Source organism: Microbacterium sp. NPDC058345 (genome assembly GCF_042723855.1).
Classification (GTDB): domain Bacteria; phylum Actinomycetota; class Actinomycetes; order Actinomycetales; family Microbacteriaceae; genus Microbacterium.
On sequence record NZ_JBHXIG010000001.1, the window covers coordinates 768,986 to 783,234 of the forward strand.

The following is a 14,249-nucleotide window of genomic DNA, read 5'->3' on the forward strand; positions in this document are numbered from 1 at the left end:
ATGTCTTCCGGTGCAGCGGAGGCGGGCGTCGTGGCCCGCCTCCGCCACGGCTCAGCCGGCGATGTCGGCCCAGCCGTCGGAGAGCTGGGTGGCCAGCTGCTCCTCGGTGATCTTGTCGGCCAGGTACTGCTGGTAGGCCGGCGTCGCGATGGTGTCCTTCCACTCGGTGTACTTGTCGACCTTGAGGAAGGGCGGCCCCTCGAGGCCCTCACCGGAGGCGAGCACCTGGGTCCATGCGGGATTGTCGGCCGCGAGCTCCTCGACGGCGGCACGGGCCTCACCCGACGAGGGAATCAGTGCGTCGGCGTAGGCGATCTCGGCGAGGTTGTCGGCGTTGAGGAAGTAGTTCAGGAACTCGGCGGACTCCTCGACGTACTCGGAGTCGATGTTCACCGAGTAGGTCTGCGGGTTGGCGGCCTGGATCGCACCGGCGCTGCCCTCCAGCGGCGGAAGCGCGACCCAGTTGAAGCCCTCGGGCGCGTCGTTCGCGATGTTCGTCGCCTGGAAGGATCCCTGAACGGTCATCGCGATCTTGCCGCCGTAGAACGACGCCAGCACGTCCGAACCCGACTGGGTCAGCGAGGTCAGATCGAGCGACTCATCGGTGTAGGCCATCTCGTGGATGCGCTCGGGCACGGCGAGTTCGGCGTCGCCGACCTCGATCGTGGCCTCTTCGCCCTCGCCCGAGAAGTAGCCGCCGTCGAAGCCGAGCGACAGGCTCATGATCGTCGCCGTCGGCGAGGCAAGGCCCCAGCCGAGGCCCTTGTGGTCGGCGGTGGTCGTCGCCCTGGCGATCTCGGCGAGCTCGTCCCAGGTCATCGTGTCGCCGGTGGGGACCTCGACGCCTGCCTCCTCGAGCAGGTCGGCGTTGGCGAAGGCCATGTACGACTGCAGCGTGGAGGGGTAGGCGATGATCTCGTCGTTCACGGTCACCGAGTCCCAGATGCCCTCGGAGATGTCCGACTTGAGGTCGGGGTCGATGAGGTCGCTGAGATCGGCGAGGTAGCCGTCCGCCGCGAACGAGACGATCGAGCTGGCCTCGAAGTGGATGATGTCGGGCGCGGTTCCGCCGGTGAACTGCGTGATCAGCTTGTCGTAGGTGCCGTCCCAGCCGGCCTGGATGATCTCGACCTGGACGTCGGGGTTCTCGCTGTTCCAGTTGTCGACGATCTCCTCGACCGCCGCCTGTGTGGTCGGCTGATCGGACAGCGACTGGAACTGGAGCGTGACGGCCCCGCCTTCCCCGCCTCCGGGGTCGCGGGTCGCGCTTCCCTGTGTGCACGAGGTGAGGGTGAGTGCTGCGACGCCGGCGAATGCGATGGCGCCGATGCCTCGGATTCTCTTCATGATGATCGCCTTTCTCAGTGATGCAGTGGTTCTGGTGGTGGGTGCGGGGCGGAAGGTTCAGCCCTTGACGGCACCGGCGAGCATGCCGCCGGTGAGCTTCTTCTGGAGGATGCCGAAGATGATGAGCGACGGGATCGTCGCGAGCACCGCGCCGGCGGCGAGCGGACCGAGTTGCGTCTGTCCCTCGGCGCCCAGGAAGGAGCGCAGCGCGATGGGCAGCGTGTACAGCTCAGGGCTCTGCAGCAGCACGAGCGCGAGGAAGAACTCGTTCCACGCCGAGACGAACGTGAACATGGCCGTGGCGACCAGGCCGGGGGCGAGCAGCGGCAGCACGACGCGGCGCAGGATGGTGAGCCGGTTCGCCCCGTCCATCTCGGCCGCCTCCTCCAGCTCCAGCGGGATCGCTGCGACGTAGCCCTGCAGCATCCACAGCGTGAACGGCATCGTGAACGTGACGTACACGAGGATCAGTCCCAGCAGGGTGTCGTTGAGGCTGATGGTGCGCAGCAGCAGGAACAGCGGGATGATGATGAGGATGCTGGGGAAGACCTGGCTGGTGAGGATCCAGATCGTGCCCGCCGCGCGGAGCCTGCCGCGGAGCCGGGCCAGCGCGTACGCCATCGGCATCGACAGCAGCACGGTGATGATCATGGTCGCCACCGCGACCAGCAGGGAGTTGCCCGCCGCGGGGATGAGGTTCTGCCTCTCCAGCGCCGAGGTGTAGTTGGAGAAGTCCCACTGCGCGGGGATGAGGTTGACGGCGAGAGAGTTCAGTTCCTGCGAGGACTTGAACGACGCCGACAGCAGCCATACCAGCGGGAAGCCGAGGAAGGCGAGGAAGAACGCCAGCGCGGCGTACATCAGGACCGTGGCGTACCAGGGGCGTCGGGCGTTCATGCGCGCACCGCCTTATTCTGCCGGAACTGATTGATGAGGTAGAGCGAGAGGATGACGAGGATCGCGACGACCAGCACGTTGCCCATGGCGGAAGCCGCGCCGATCTCGCGGTTGCGGAACGCCTCGAGATAGGTGAACAGCGGCGGGATCATCGTCTGTCCGCCGGGGCCGCCCTCGGTGAGGACGTAGATCAGCCCGAACGAGTTGAACTGCCAGATGAAGTCGAGCGAGGTGACGGCGAAGATCACCGGGCGCAGCGCCGGCAGCGTCACGTGCCAGAAGCGCCGGAAGACCCCGGCACCGTCGACCGCCGCCGCTTCGTGCTGTTCGGCGGAGATCGACTGCATGCCGGCGAGCAGCAGCACCGTCGTCTGCGGGATGCCCGACCACACGCCGACCACGATCACGGCGGGCAGCGCCGTGGAGAAGTCGCCGAGCCAGTTCACCCCCGGGATGCCGAACCATCCGAGCACGCCGTTGAGCGGGCCGGAGTTGGGGTTGTAGATCATGCGCCACACGATGGCGATGACCACCGGCGGCATCGCCCAGGGGATGAGCGCGAGCACGCGCGTGAGGCCTTTCAGACGCAGGTTGCTGTTCAGCAGCAGGGCCAGGCACATCGCACAGACGAGTGTCAGCAGGGCGACGGAGGCGGACCAGATCAGTCCGATGCCGAACGAGCCCCAGAACCGTCGGTTGTCGGCGAGGTCGATGTAGTTCTCGAGACCGTTGAAGCTGATCTCGGCGTTCCGCTGCAGTGTGGCGTCGGTGAACCCGATGGCCACGCCGCTCACCAGCGGGATCACCGAGAAGAGGATGATGGGCAGCAGCGCGGGGATGACGAGGGCGATCGCCTCCTTGCGCTGCGCGCGCGTGCGGGCGCCGATCTGGCGCACCTTCGGCTGCGTGCGGGTCTTCGACGGCCTGTCGGTTGCGGTGGTCATCCGGCGACCCTCTCGTTGTCGACAACCGCCGCCCGGACGGTCGGATGTCCCGCCGCTTCGCTGCGCGTGGATCCGCGGACGACCAGTTGCGGGGCGACGGCGACGGTGTGCGCGGCACGGTCGGGCTCGGCGATGCGCGCGAGGAGCAGCTCGGCGGCGACGCGGCCGCGCTCGGCGGCGCCCATGTCGACGCTCGTCAGTCCCGGACGAACGACGGAGGCGAGCTCGGTGTTGTCGATGCCGGTGACGGCCAGGTCGCGGGGAACCGAGAGTCCGAGGTCCTCGGCGGCACGCAGCACGCCGACGCCGATCAGATCGTTCGCGGCGATGATGGCCTGCGGCCGGTCGTCGCGGTTGAGGAGGGGGATCGCCGCCTCGTAGCCGGCGTTGATGGTGAAGTCAGCGGCGGCGACGCTCTCCGCGCGGATGGCGGGGTGGGCGGCCAGCGCACCGGCGAACCCGTCGCGCCGGAACGCACCGGGAGTCGTGTCCACGGGGCCGTTGATGAAGGCGAGGTGCTGATGGGAGCACTCGACCAGGTGATCGACGACCTGTCGCATCGCCGTCAGCGAGTCCGCTCGCACGGTGTCGAATCCGGCGTCCTCCGGTACCCGGCCGAGCACGACGACGGGAACCGGGACGGCGGCGAGTGCGGTGAGCAGATGATCGGTCACGCGCAGCGGAGAGATGATGAGCCCGTCCACGTACCCGCGGCTGAGGTCGCGCACGACATCCACCGATGAGGATGCGTCACCGGTCGAGGAGAGGATCAACCGGTACCCGGATGCGGCGATGACCTGCTGGATGGCGGTCATCATCTCGACGTAGACCGGGTTGCCGATGTCGGCGACGGCATAGGCGAGCTGGAAGGTGCGCCCACGCTTGAGGGACTGCGCGGTGGCGTCGGCGACGTAGCCGAGCTCAGCGGCCGCCTGCCGCACCTTCGCGACGGTCTCCGCGCTCGCGATCTGCCCGTTGAGCGCACGCGAGGCCGACGCGATGGACACCCCAGCACGCGTGGCGACCTGTGTGATCGTGGCTCGGCCCATGGGCTCCCCTTCGAGCGTTGTAAACGTTTCCAAAGCTGTTGTAAACGTTCCCACGATCGCGCCGGACTGTCAAGAGATCTGCGCAGCACAGATGTTCTTCGAAGCTCGCGCCACGCTTCTTGACATTGTGTCGTTCTTTTGTTCGACTAATGAGATGCGCTGGCAGGGACAGACGATCGACGATGCCGATGCTGACGCGCTCCCCGGGCTCGAGAAGCGCACGGGCATCGTCCAGTCGGTGACCACCCCGGAGTTCGCGGGCATGGTCTTTCACGAGGTGCTGTCGAAGTCGGCGCTGAACCGCGTCCCCGGCGCATCGCGGATGCCGTTCAGCTGGACGATCAATCCGTACCGTGGATGCAGTCATGCGTGCTCATACTGCTTCGCTCGGGGCACGCACGAGTACCTCGATCTCGACGGAGGCGCGGACTTCGATTCGCAGATCGTGGTGAAGACGAACGTGGTGGAAGTGCTGCAGCGCGAGCTGCGAAAGGGTTCTTGGCAGCACGAGACCGTGGCGCTCGGCACCAACACCGACCCGTACCAGCGCGCCGAGGGCCGTTACCGGCTGATGCCGGGCATCATCCGCGCACTGGCCGACTCGGGCACGCCCATGTCGATCCTCACCAAAGGCACACTGATCCGACGCGACATCCCCCTGCTGGTCGAAGCCGCGAAGCAGGTGCCCATCGACGTGCAGATGTCGATCGCGATGTACGACGACGCCCTGCAGCATTCCATCGAGCCGGGCACGCCCACGACGCAGGCGCGGCTCGACACGGTGCGAGCGCTGACGGATGCCGGGTTCCGCGTCGGCGTCTTCCTCATGCCCGTGCTGCCGCATCTGAACGACTCGATCGCGGCCATCGACGAGGCGCTCCGGCGCATCAAGGACGCCGGCGCAGATCACGCCGTCTACGGGTCACTGCATCTGCGGCCCGGCGTGAAGCCGTGGTTCTTCCAGTGGCTGCAGCGAGAGCATCCGGACCTCGTGCCGTCGTACCGGGGGCTGTATCCCGGGGTGTCGGTCGAGGCGCCCAAGCCCTACCGTCAGTGGCTGGCGAAGCGGATGCGACCGCTCATCCGCGCGCACGGGCTCCACGCGCAGTCCGAAGAGGAGCACGACCGGATGCGCGGCATCATGCGCGCGCGCACCGCCGTTCCGACGGCACCGAAGCCGGAAGCGGCGCCGATGCTCTTCTGAGGTCGCACGGCCCTGACATCCTGTGCGGGACCTCGCGAAGGGCCGCGTTGAGCCGCCGGACAGCCTCAGACCGAGTCGCGCTCTTTCACGGGAGCAGTCATGACGACCAGGATGAGCAGCGCGAGCGGCCCGAGGAACATGCCGGCGACGAACCAGCCGAGCTTCGAACGGCCCTGAATTCCGGCCAGACCGCTGATCGTCAGGGCGATGCAGAACCAGACCGTTCCACCCGCAGTCGCCCAATCCCCCCATTGCATACCGGCGAGCCTATCGGCCCTGACATCCTGTGCGGGACCTCGCGGCGAACGCCGAATACACCGGATGCCGACGAGCGCACCGGTTGTCGACGTCGTTTCCCGGTGCACTCGGCGAGTTCCGGTGCACTCGTCGAGCGCACCGGAACTCGTCGCGACGGTCAGGAGGTGAGCTCTGCGGCGCTCGGCATCCGGCCGGTGATCTCTTCGATCACGTCGTCGCCCGGCCGGGCACTGTCGAACGGCGCCTCGATCTCGGCGCGGCCGAGCAGGTCCTCCATCCGACGGCGACGGTGACGGGTGATCAGCGTGACCACACGGCCCGAGCGTCCGGCGCGACCGGTGCGACCCGCGCGATGCAGGTACGTCTTGTACTCGTCGGGAGCATCCGCCTGCACGACGAGGTCGATGTCGTCGACATGGATGCCGCGCGCGGCGACATCGGTCGCGACGAGCACCTGCACCTTGCCCGCGGTGAGCTTCTGCAGGTTGCGCGTGCGCTTGGCCTGATTCAGATCGCCGTGCAGCGAGACGGCGGCGATGCCGGCATCCTCGAACTGCTCGGCGAGCATCTCGGCGTATGCGCGGGTGCGCGCGAAGACCAGGGTCTGACCCTCGCGATCGACGAGCGAGGTGAGCACCTCGGCCTTGTCGCGGTGCTCGATCACGAGCACGCGGTGGTCGATCGTGCTGGACTGCTGGTCCTCGCCCGCCACCTCGTACACCGCCGGCTCAACCAGGAACTCGTCGACGAGCGAGGCGACCTCGCGGTCGAGCGTCGCCGAGAAGAGCAGCTTCTGGCTGGCGTCGCGGTCGTCGAGTGCGGTGCCGGTGGCACGCAGGATGCGCTGCACCGGCTCGACGAAGCCGAGCTCGGTCATGTGGTCGGCCTCGTCAAGCACGGCGATGCGCACCTCGGAGAGGTCGAGCTTGCGCTGCTCGATGAGGTCTTCGATGCGACCGGGCGTGCCGATCACGATGTCGACGCCCTTCTTGAGCGCACCCACCTGACGCGCCTGCGGCACACCGCCGTAGATCTGCGTGGTGAACAGACCCACACTGCGGGCGATCGGCTGCACCGTGCGGTCGATCTGCAGCGCCAGCTCACGGGTCGGCGCGAGGATGATCGCGCGCGGCTTGCGGCCGATCTCGCGGCGTTTGCCCTTCTGCGAGGTCAGGATGCTCTCGACCAGCGGCGCGCCGAAGGCGATCGTCTTGCCCGAGCCGGTGCGGCCGCGGCCGAGCACGTCGCGCCCCGCGAGGATCGACGGGATCGTCGCCGCCTGAATCGGGAAGGGCGTCTCGGCGCCCAGGTTCTTCAGGATCTCGACGATGTTCGAACCGAGACCGAGGTCGCCGAAGGTCACATCGGCGACCTCTCCGGCCTGCACGGCCTGCGCCTCGAGACGCTCGTGCACGACATCGTCGAGCTGCTCCTTCGGCGCCGACGGCGTGCGGTTCCAGTCGCTGCGGCTGGGGCGGTCCTCGCGGCGAGGACGCGCGGGACGGTCGGCGCGGTCGAACCTCGGACGCTCCTCGCGACGGTCACTGCGTTCGAAGCGGTCGTCACGACGCTCGCTGCGCTCGTCGCGACGGGGACGGTCGTCTCGGTCGAACCGCGGACGGTCGTCACGGCGGTCGAACCCGCCACGAGCAGCACGGTCGTCACGGGCCGGACGCGCGTCACGATCGAAACGAGGACGCTCACCGCGGTCGAACCGCGGACGCTCCTCGCGACGGTCGAACCCACCGCGGGTTCCGCGATCGTCACGACGCTCGAACCCACCACGGGAACCACGGTCATCGCGAGCCGGACGCGCGTCACGATCGAAACGAGGACGCTCGGTGCGGTCGTTCCGGTCGAAACGCGGGCGGTCGGTGCGGTCGTTCCGGTCGAAACGAGGGCGCTCAGCACGATCGTTCCGGTCGAAGCGCGGACGCTCGGCGCGGTCGAACCGCGGCCGATCAGCGCGATCGAAACGATCACCGCCGCGCTCGGCGCGATCGAACCCGCCCCGGCCGCCGGCACGCTCGTCACGACGCGGACGGTCGTCGAAGCGACGCTCACCGCGGTCCGCGACGCGACGGTCGCCGCGCTCGCCGAACCGGCGGTCGTCACGACGCTCGTCACGGTGGTGCGGCGCCTCGCGCCGACCGGACTCGGCGCGGTTGCGGATCGAACGTGCCTCGTCGCGGCCCGCCTTCTCCTGGGCGGTCCAGCGGCGCTTGGACGCCTCGCCGCCGGTCTCGGCGGCACGGTATCCGCGGTGCTTGGGGCTGATGCTGCCCGGTCGGCGGTCGACGGTGCGACGGTCGTCGCCGCGGTGCTCCCCCGCATCCGACCGGCGGTCGTCGTCGCGACCGGAACGGGCGCCGGCGTGCCGATCATGGAACGAGGTCTTCTTGGCGCCGAGGCGGGGCTCGAAGTTACGGGCGGGTCGTCCGCCCTTGGGCTTGCCGTTCTTGGGCATGGTGTTTCCTGACTGCTCTGACACGAGAACAGCGTCCGCTCCCGTGCGTACAGAGATCAGCGCACGGCGGACATACCCGGGCATCCGTCGGCCGGGGCCATTCATGTGATGGTTTATGAACCATCGGCCCCTGGGCTCACAAAAGAGCGTGGTTCATGCTCAGAAAGATCCCGCACGTGCGGGCTGCCCGAAGCCGACGCCCTCAGTCTACCCGGCCGACCTGAGAGCCCGCCTCGCGCCACCGCACGAGACCGAGACGAAACGGGGTCGTACGATGGCCGAATGGTCTCCCCCACCGGCATCCAGTTCCGTCTCCGCCGCGGCGATGTCACCGCCCAGATCGCGCAGGTCGGCGCCTCGCTCAGGCACCTGACCGTGCGCGGTATCGACATCGTCCCGCCCTACCCCGAGGATGCGCCGACACCGATGGCCTCGGGCATCGTGCTCGCCCCGTGGCCCAACCGCATCCGCGACGGCGTCTGGCAGGACGGCGAGACCGCCCGCACCCTCGCCGTCACCGAGCCGAAGTTCCACAATGCGAGCCACGGGCTGCTGCGATTCACCGCCTACGACGTGGCCGAGCAGACCGAGGACGCTGTGACGCTGGCGGCGACGATCGTGCCGCAGACCGGGTACCCGTACCTCGTCGAGACGACGGTGCGATACGCCCTGACGGACGCCGGCGTCGACGTCACCCACACGCTCACCCACCGCTCCGACGGAAGGGCGCCGGTGGCACTGGGCACCCACCCGTTCGTGACGATCGGCGATGTCGATCCCCGCGAGCTCGTACTGCGCATCCCCGCGGAGACGTACTTCGAGACCGATGAGCGGATGCTGCCGATCGGCGAGTCCCCGGTGTCCGGGGGAACCGATCTGCGCGAGGGCCGCCGGCTCGGGGACGTGCAGCTCGACACCGCCTACGCGAACCTGCACCGCGATCCCGACGGGCGGGTGCGCACCACCCTGACCGCCCCCGACGGCCGTGCGGTGACCGTGCATCAGGGTGCCGGATTCGCCTTTGTGCAGGCCTTCACCACCGACCGTTACCCCGGCCGCCCGCTGGTCGTGGCGATCGAGCCGATGACGGCGCCCGCCGAGGCGTTCAACTCCGGACGTGGTCTGCGTCGGCTCGCGCGCGACGAGTCGTGGCAGCTCGACTGGGGCATCTCCTTCGCCTGAAACGCCGAGGTCCCGGGTCAGTCGACCTTGTTGGCCGTCGGCAGTCCGCGCGAGCGCAGCTCCCGGCGGGTGGGATGGTGCTCGGCGTTCTCGGCGGCCACGGATGCCACGACGGATGCCGCCGCGGCCGCAGCCGAGGCCGCAGCGGCGGCAGAGGAGGCGGCGGCCGCGGCGGCGAGCATGGGGTCCATCCCGCTGTACACCTCGACCGGAGCGTACGCTCCGGCGGGTGCGCGCTCGATGACACCGGATGGTGTGCGGTCGTCAGCACCGCCGGCCACGGGGTGGGCGCTCGCCGGTCCCCAGGACATCGCCGGAGCCCCGCCGACGGCCGCCGTCGTCGCAGTCTTCTCGTCGCGCTGAGCGCCGCCCGCTCCGGGACCGGGGTCGTCCCCGTGCGGATGCTCCGGACCGCCGTCGCCGTCCGCTCCGCCCTCGCCGCGGGCGGCGCGCTTGGCCGCGCGACGCTCCTTCGCCCCTTCGACGAGGTTGTAGAGCGTCGGCAGCACGATCAGGGTCAGCACGGTCGACGACACCAGGCCGCCGATGACGACGATGGCGAGCGGCTGCGAGATGAAGCCGCCGTGCCCCGTGATGCCGAGCGCCATCGGCGTGAGAGCGAAGATCGTCGCCAGCGCCGTCATGAGGATCGGCCGCAGACGCTTCTCGCCGCCGGCCATCACCGCCTCGGGTGTGGACAGCCCCTTCTCGCGGTACTGGTTCACCAGGTCGATCAGCACGATGGCGTTGGTCACCACGATGCCGATCAGCATCAGCACGCCGATCAGCGACGCCACGCCCAGCGGCACTCCCGTCACGATCTGCAGAAGGATCGCACCGGTGGCTGCGAACGGCACAGACACGAGCAGCAGCAGCGGCTGACGCAGCGACTTGAAGGTCGCGACCATCACGACGTACACGATGAGGATCGCCGCCAGCATCGCCAGCCCGAGCTGTGAGAACGAGTCGGCCTGCTGCTGTGCGACGCCGCCGATCGTCGCACGCGCACCGTCCGGCAGATCCACCGCCTCGAGCGCCGCGGTGACCGACGCCGTCGCCACGGCGAGGTCATCGGATGCCGGCGGCACCGTGATCGTCGCGGTGCGGCTGCCCTGCTCCGTCGAGATCGAGGTGGGCCCCTCGCGCTGCTCGACCGTGGCGATCTCGTCGAGTCGCACCGGACCGAGCGCGGTCGGGATGGCGAGATCCCGCAGCGCCTCCACCGACGTGGGCGGCTCGGGGTCCGCGATGTAGACGGTGAGGGCCGTGCCGTCGATCTCGACGGACCCGGCCTGCTGCGGCCGCATCGTGTTGGACACGATCGAACCGACGGCCACCTCGGACAGCCCGCGCTCCGCGGCGGCCGCGCGGTCGACCTCCACGGCGATGTACGGCAGGGATGCCGCGAGGTTGTGCGTGACCTGGCCGATGCCGTCCCGGCCGTCGAGGTCCTCGACGAGCGCGTCGGTGGCGGTGGTCAGCGCGTCGGCCGACGGTGCCGAGACGGTGATCTCGATGTCGGTCGAGCCGAACCCGCCGGATGCGGAGCTGACGGTCACCTCGCCGGCATCCTCGAGGTCGTCGATCCGCTCCTGCACGTCGGCGCGCAGCTTCTCCTGATCCACCCCCTCCTCGGTCTGGATGGAGTAGGTGATGCCGGCTCCGCCGGAGAAGGCATCACGCAGCGACGAGCCGCTCGATCCGATCGAGGCCTGCACGTGCTCGATGCCCTCGACGCCGTCGAGCGCCTCTTCGACCTTCTTCGCCGCCTCGGATTCCGCCTCGAGGCTCGCGGTCGCACCGATGTCCTGCGTGACGGTCATGGTGTTCTGGCCGGTGTCGCTGAGGAAGTTGATCTTCATCAGTGGGGCAGCGGCGAGCGTTCCGGCGAGCACGATCACGGCGAGCACGACGGTGATCGCGGAGTGCTTCAGGGTCCAGCCCAGGACGGGACGGTACATCCGCTGCAGCGGTGTGGGCGGGGCGGCGGGATGCTCCGGATCGATCCTGCTGCCATCAGCGGCGAGCAGCGGCTTGCCGGGCCTGAGGAACCAGTAGGCCAGCACCGGGACGATCGTCAGGGCGACGAGCAGCGATGCCACCATCGCGATGGTCACCGTCATGGCGAACGGCCGGAAGAGCTCTCCGACCATGTCGCCGACGAACACGATGGGCAGAAACACCGCGACCGTGGTGATCGTCGACGCGGTGATCGCCGCGGCGACCTCGCGCACCGCGAGGCGGATCGCATCCCCCTTGTCGGCGCCTTCGACGTAATGCCGCTTGATGTTCTCGATCACCACGATCGAGTCGTCCACGACCCGGCCGATCGCGATGGTGAGCGCACCCAGGGTGAGCACGTTCAGCGAATAACCGAAGGCCTGCAACCCGATGAACGTGATCAGCACGCTGGTGGGGATCGAGATCGCCGTCACCAGCGTCGATCGGATCGACAGCAGGAACACCAGGATGACGATGACCGCGAACGCGAGTCCGAGAAGGCCCTCGGTGGCCAGTGTCTCGATGGACTGCTCGATGTACGGCGCCTGGTCGAAGATGACCGTGAACTCGGCATCCGGGAAGGTCTCACTGAGCTCATCGAGCGCGGCGAGCACGCCCTTCGAGACCTCGACGGTGTTCGCGGCGGGCAGCTTCGTGACGGCGATCGACAGGGCGTCCTCGCCGTCGACACGCGAGATCGAGGTGACCGGATCTGCCTCCTGGGCGACGGTCGCGACATCGCCGATCGTGGCATCGGTTCCCGCCAGCGGCAGTGCGGCGATCTCCTCGGCCGAGGCGATCTTCACGCCGGTCTGCACGGTGAGGGTCTGACCGTCCTCGGTGATGTCGCCGCCGGGCAGCAGCATGCCGTTCTGCTGCAGGGCGTCGCTGATCGCCTGCTGCGACTGGCCGGCGGCGGCGAGCTCGGCCGCGTCCGGGGTGATCGTCACGCGCTGGCCCACGCCGCCGACCACCTCGGCCGCGTTCACGCCGTCGACGTCCTCGAGGTCCGGGATCACGGTGTTCTCGAGGTCGGCCTGCCCTGATTCGGAGTCGTCGAAGCCGGTCACGGCGATCTGGATCACCGGGAAGTCGTCGATCGAGACGCTGAGCACATCGGGCGAGACGTCCTCGGGCAGCTGCGCGGAGATGCGGTTGATCGCCTGCTGCATCTTCTGCTCGGCCGTCGCGAGGTTCGTGCCGTACGAGAACATCGCCTGCACGATCGAGGCGTTCGTGGTGCTCGTCGCGCTCGTCGAGTCGAGCCCGGGCACGCCCTGGATCGCGTTCTCGATCGGCGTGGACACGTCGTTCTCGACGACCTCGGGCGACGCGCCGGGGTAGCTCGTCATCACGATCAGCGCGGGCAGCTCGAGCGAGGGGATGAGCTCCTGTTTGAGGTTGGTCAGGGCCAGACCGCCGAAGACGGCCGACACGATCGTGATGAGCGCGATCAGCGCGCGGTTGCGGAGGCTGAGGATGGCGAGTTTCGACATGTGCGGTCTCTCGGTCAGGTGATGGGCGCGTCGAGGATGCCGACGAGGGCGGATTCGATCAGGTGGGCGGAGAGCGGTTCATCGTGGATGCGCGAATGCCAGAGGACGCCATCGATGAAGACGGCGGCGGCCGTGGCGCGCTCTGCACCGTGGTCTTCGGCGAGGAATCCCGCGAGTTGAGTAGACCACCGATGCGCCAGCTCCCGCAGCCGCGGGTCGTCGATGGCGGCCGTGACGACCGCACGGTCCGCTTCCATGGCGCGCGCGTCGGCCAGACCCTGCACGATGAGTTCGGTGAGCACGGCAGGGGTGGCGCCGCGCTCGGCGAGCACGGCGCGGATGCCGTCGATGCGGGTGTCGACCTCGACCGCGAGGTGGCGCAGTGCTTCGGCGCGCAGGTCGTCGAGCGTCGCGAAGTACTGCGTCGTCGCGCCGAGGGGCACACCGGCCCGCGCGGCGATCATGCGGTGGGTGAGGGCATCGACGCCGACCTCCAGGATCAGCTCGGTCGCGGCGATCACGATCTCGCGTCGGCGCGCCTCGGGATCGCGCCTGCGGCGTGCTACTGCATCCGGCATCCCGACCCCCTTCTGTACATTTGTACATTCGACGGCCTTGGAAAGGCCTGGGAGGCGTCGCTAGCGCACCGCGGCGGTGAGGGCGAGCCCCGCCGCTGCGAGCAGGATGCCGCCCAGCAGCATCCCCACGGCATGCGCGACCGACGCCGGGCGCTCGCCGTCGCGCCACAGCGCCACCGTGTCGAGCATGGCGGTGCTGAAGGTGGTGTACCCGCCGAGGAATCCGGCACCGACGACGAAGGCCGCGTCCGGCAGCGCACCGACGACGATGCCGAGCACGAAGGAGCCCGTGAGGTTGACGACCATCACGCCCCACGGGAAGCGCGTGCCGGCGGCGCGCGCGACGGCGACGTCCACGAGGTAGCGCACCCCGGCGCCGAGCCCGCCGCAGGCCGCCGCCGCCAGCAGGAGGAGCGGGCTCATGTTCGCCTCCCGCGCCCCAGCCGGAGGCCGGCGACGACGGCGGCGAGGCCCAGCAGGACGCTGCCCGCGGCATAGCCTGCGGCGAGTGCCGGGGTCTGCCCCCACAGCTCCGCAGTGCCGACCGCGAGGGCGCTGTAGGTGGTGAAACCACCCAGCGCACCCGTGCCGAGGAAGATCCTCACCTCGGACGACGCCGGCAGGCGCGCGGCCAGGATGCCGAGCAGCAGCGCCCCGCAGACGTTGGCGATCAGCACCGGAAGCGGGATGCCCGCGGGCTCGGGAACGATCAGCGCCAGCGCCAGCCGCGCCGCCGAGCCGATGGCGCCACCAGCCGAGACGAGCAGCGCGCGCCGGACCAGGGTACGCGCGGGGCTCGGCGAAGGCACCCCCTCACCCTAGCTGC

Annotated in this window: 12 protein-coding genes; 2 read left to right on the forward strand and 10 right to left on the reverse strand. The window is 69.1% G+C overall.

Annotated elements, in window-relative coordinates:
- Positions 1-51: 51 nt before the first annotated feature.
- From ACFWH5_RS03660 to ACFWH5_RS03675, 4 genes are read right to left on the reverse strand one after another with little or no spacing between them, the layout of a single operon-like run.
- Positions 52-1,347: an ABC transporter substrate-binding protein gene (locus ACFWH5_RS03660; RefSeq protein ID WP_378831891.1), complete on the reverse strand. Its 1,296-nt coding sequence runs from the start codon at positions 1,345-1,347 to the stop codon at positions 52-54.
- 57 nt (positions 1,348-1,404) lie between these two features.
- Complete coding sequence (locus ACFWH5_RS03665; protein ID WP_378831893.1) at positions 1,405-2,244, reverse strand: carbohydrate ABC transporter permease; 840 nt, start codon at positions 2,242-2,244, stop codon at positions 1,405-1,407.
- Entirely contained in the window at positions 2,241-3,188 is a 948-nt protein-coding gene (locus ACFWH5_RS03670) for a carbohydrate ABC transporter permease (RefSeq protein WP_378831895.1), read from the reverse strand. Before ACFWH5_RS03670 ends, ACFWH5_RS03665 begins: the two co-directional genes overlap by 4 nt.
- Positions 3,185-4,237, reverse strand: a complete 1,053-nt coding sequence (locus ACFWH5_RS03675; RefSeq protein ID WP_378831897.1) for a LacI family DNA-binding transcriptional regulator — start codon at positions 4,235-4,237, stop codon at positions 3,185-3,187. The genes ACFWH5_RS03670 and ACFWH5_RS03675 overlap by 4 nt, the downstream gene beginning before the upstream one ends.
- 154 nt (positions 4,238-4,391) lie before the next feature.
- Between ACFWH5_RS03675 and ACFWH5_RS03680 the strand changes: the two genes are divergently transcribed.
- The gene (locus ACFWH5_RS03680) at positions 4,392-5,441 is read left to right on the forward strand and encodes an Rv2578c family radical SAM protein (RefSeq protein WP_378831899.1); all 1,050 of its coding nucleotides are present in this window, start codon (positions 4,392-4,394) and stop codon (positions 5,439-5,441) included.
- 65 nt (positions 5,442-5,506) lie between these two features.
- Here the strand turns inward: ACFWH5_RS03680 and ACFWH5_RS03685 are convergent, their stop codons facing one another.
- On the reverse strand, positions 5,507-5,698 hold the full coding sequence (locus ACFWH5_RS03685; RefSeq protein WP_378831901.1) for a hypothetical protein: 192 nt from the start codon (positions 5,696-5,698) through the stop codon (positions 5,507-5,509).
- Positions 5,699-5,856: 158 nt separating this feature from the next.
- The gene (locus ACFWH5_RS03690; RefSeq protein ID WP_378833523.1) at positions 5,857-8,166 is read right to left on the reverse strand and encodes a DEAD/DEAH box helicase; all 2,310 of its coding nucleotides are present in this window, start codon (positions 8,164-8,166) and stop codon (positions 5,857-5,859) included.
- A 282-nt stretch (positions 8,167-8,448) separates the two neighbouring features.
- Between ACFWH5_RS03690 and ACFWH5_RS03695 the strand changes: the two genes are divergently transcribed.
- On the forward strand, positions 8,449-9,348 hold the full coding sequence (locus ACFWH5_RS03695) for an aldose 1-epimerase family protein (protein ID WP_378831904.1): 900 nt from the start codon (positions 8,449-8,451) through the stop codon (positions 9,346-9,348).
- A gap of 17 nt (positions 9,349-9,365) precedes the next feature.
- On the opposite strand, the gene ACFWH5_RS03700 is transcribed toward ACFWH5_RS03695, so the two are convergent.
- The 4 genes from ACFWH5_RS03700 to ACFWH5_RS03715 are packed head-to-tail and all read right to left on the reverse strand — an operon-like array spanning position 9,366 to position 14,232.
- Positions 9,366-12,845 carry an efflux RND transporter permease subunit gene (locus ACFWH5_RS03700; RefSeq protein ID WP_378831906.1) on the reverse strand — a complete coding sequence of 1,160 codons (3,480 nt, stop codon included), beginning with the start codon at positions 12,843-12,845 and terminating at the stop codon, positions 9,366-9,368.
- 14 nt (positions 12,846-12,859) lie between these two features.
- Positions 12,860-13,423 (reverse strand): TetR/AcrR family transcriptional regulator, encoded by a 564-nt coding sequence (locus ACFWH5_RS03705; protein WP_378831908.1) that lies wholly within the window; start codon positions 13,421-13,423, stop codon positions 12,860-12,862.
- A gap of 60 nt (positions 13,424-13,483) precedes the next feature.
- Complete coding sequence (locus ACFWH5_RS03710; RefSeq protein ID WP_378831910.1) at positions 13,484-13,846, reverse strand: fluoride efflux transporter FluC; 363 nt, start codon at positions 13,844-13,846, stop codon at positions 13,484-13,486.
- A complete protein-coding gene (locus tag ACFWH5_RS03715; protein ID WP_378831912.1) occupies positions 13,843-14,232 on the reverse strand; it encodes a fluoride efflux transporter FluC in 390 nt (129 codons plus the stop codon). Before ACFWH5_RS03715 ends, ACFWH5_RS03710 begins: the two co-directional genes overlap by 4 nt.
- Positions 14,233-14,249 lie beyond the last annotated feature (17 nt).

Excerpts from the sequence above, each read along its gene's own strand:
- ACFWH5_RS03660 (WP_378831891.1), bottom strand. The coding sequence starts at position 1,347 with ATGAAGAGAATCCGAGGCATCGGCGCCATCGCATTCGCCGGCGTCGCA.
- ACFWH5_RS03665 (WP_378831893.1), bottom strand. The coding sequence starts at position 2,244 with ATGAACGCCCGACGCCCCTGGTACGCCACGGTCCTGATGTACGCCGCG.
- ACFWH5_RS03670 (WP_378831895.1), bottom strand. The coding sequence starts at position 3,188 with ATGACCACCGCAACCGACAGGCCGTCGAAGACCCGCACGCAGCCGAAG.
- ACFWH5_RS03675 (WP_378831897.1), bottom strand. The coding sequence starts at position 4,237 with ATGGGCCGAGCCACGATCACACAGGTCGCCACGCGTGCTGGGGTGTCC.
- ACFWH5_RS03680 (WP_378831899.1), top strand. The coding sequence starts at position 4,392 with ATGCGCTGGCAGGGACAGACGATCGACGATGCCGATGCTGACGCGCTC.
- ACFWH5_RS03685 (WP_378831901.1), bottom strand. The coding sequence starts at position 5,698 with ATGCAATGGGGGGATTGGGCGACTGCGGGTGGAACGGTCTGGTTCTGC.
- ACFWH5_RS03690 (WP_378833523.1), bottom strand. The coding sequence starts at position 8,166 with ATGCCCAAGAACGGCAAGCCCAAGGGCGGACGACCCGCCCGTAACTTC.
- ACFWH5_RS03695 (WP_378831904.1), top strand. The coding sequence starts at position 8,449 with ATGGTCTCCCCCACCGGCATCCAGTTCCGTCTCCGCCGCGGCGATGTC.
- ACFWH5_RS03700 (WP_378831906.1), bottom strand. The coding sequence starts at position 12,845 with ATGTCGAAACTCGCCATCCTCAGCCTCCGCAACCGCGCGCTGATCGCG.
- ACFWH5_RS03705 (WP_378831908.1), bottom strand. The coding sequence starts at position 13,423 with ATGCCGGATGCAGTAGCACGCCGCAGGCGCGATCCCGAGGCGCGCCGA.
- ACFWH5_RS03710 (WP_378831910.1), bottom strand. The coding sequence starts at position 13,846 with ATGAGCCCGCTCCTCCTGCTGGCGGCGGCGGCCTGCGGCGGGCTCGGC.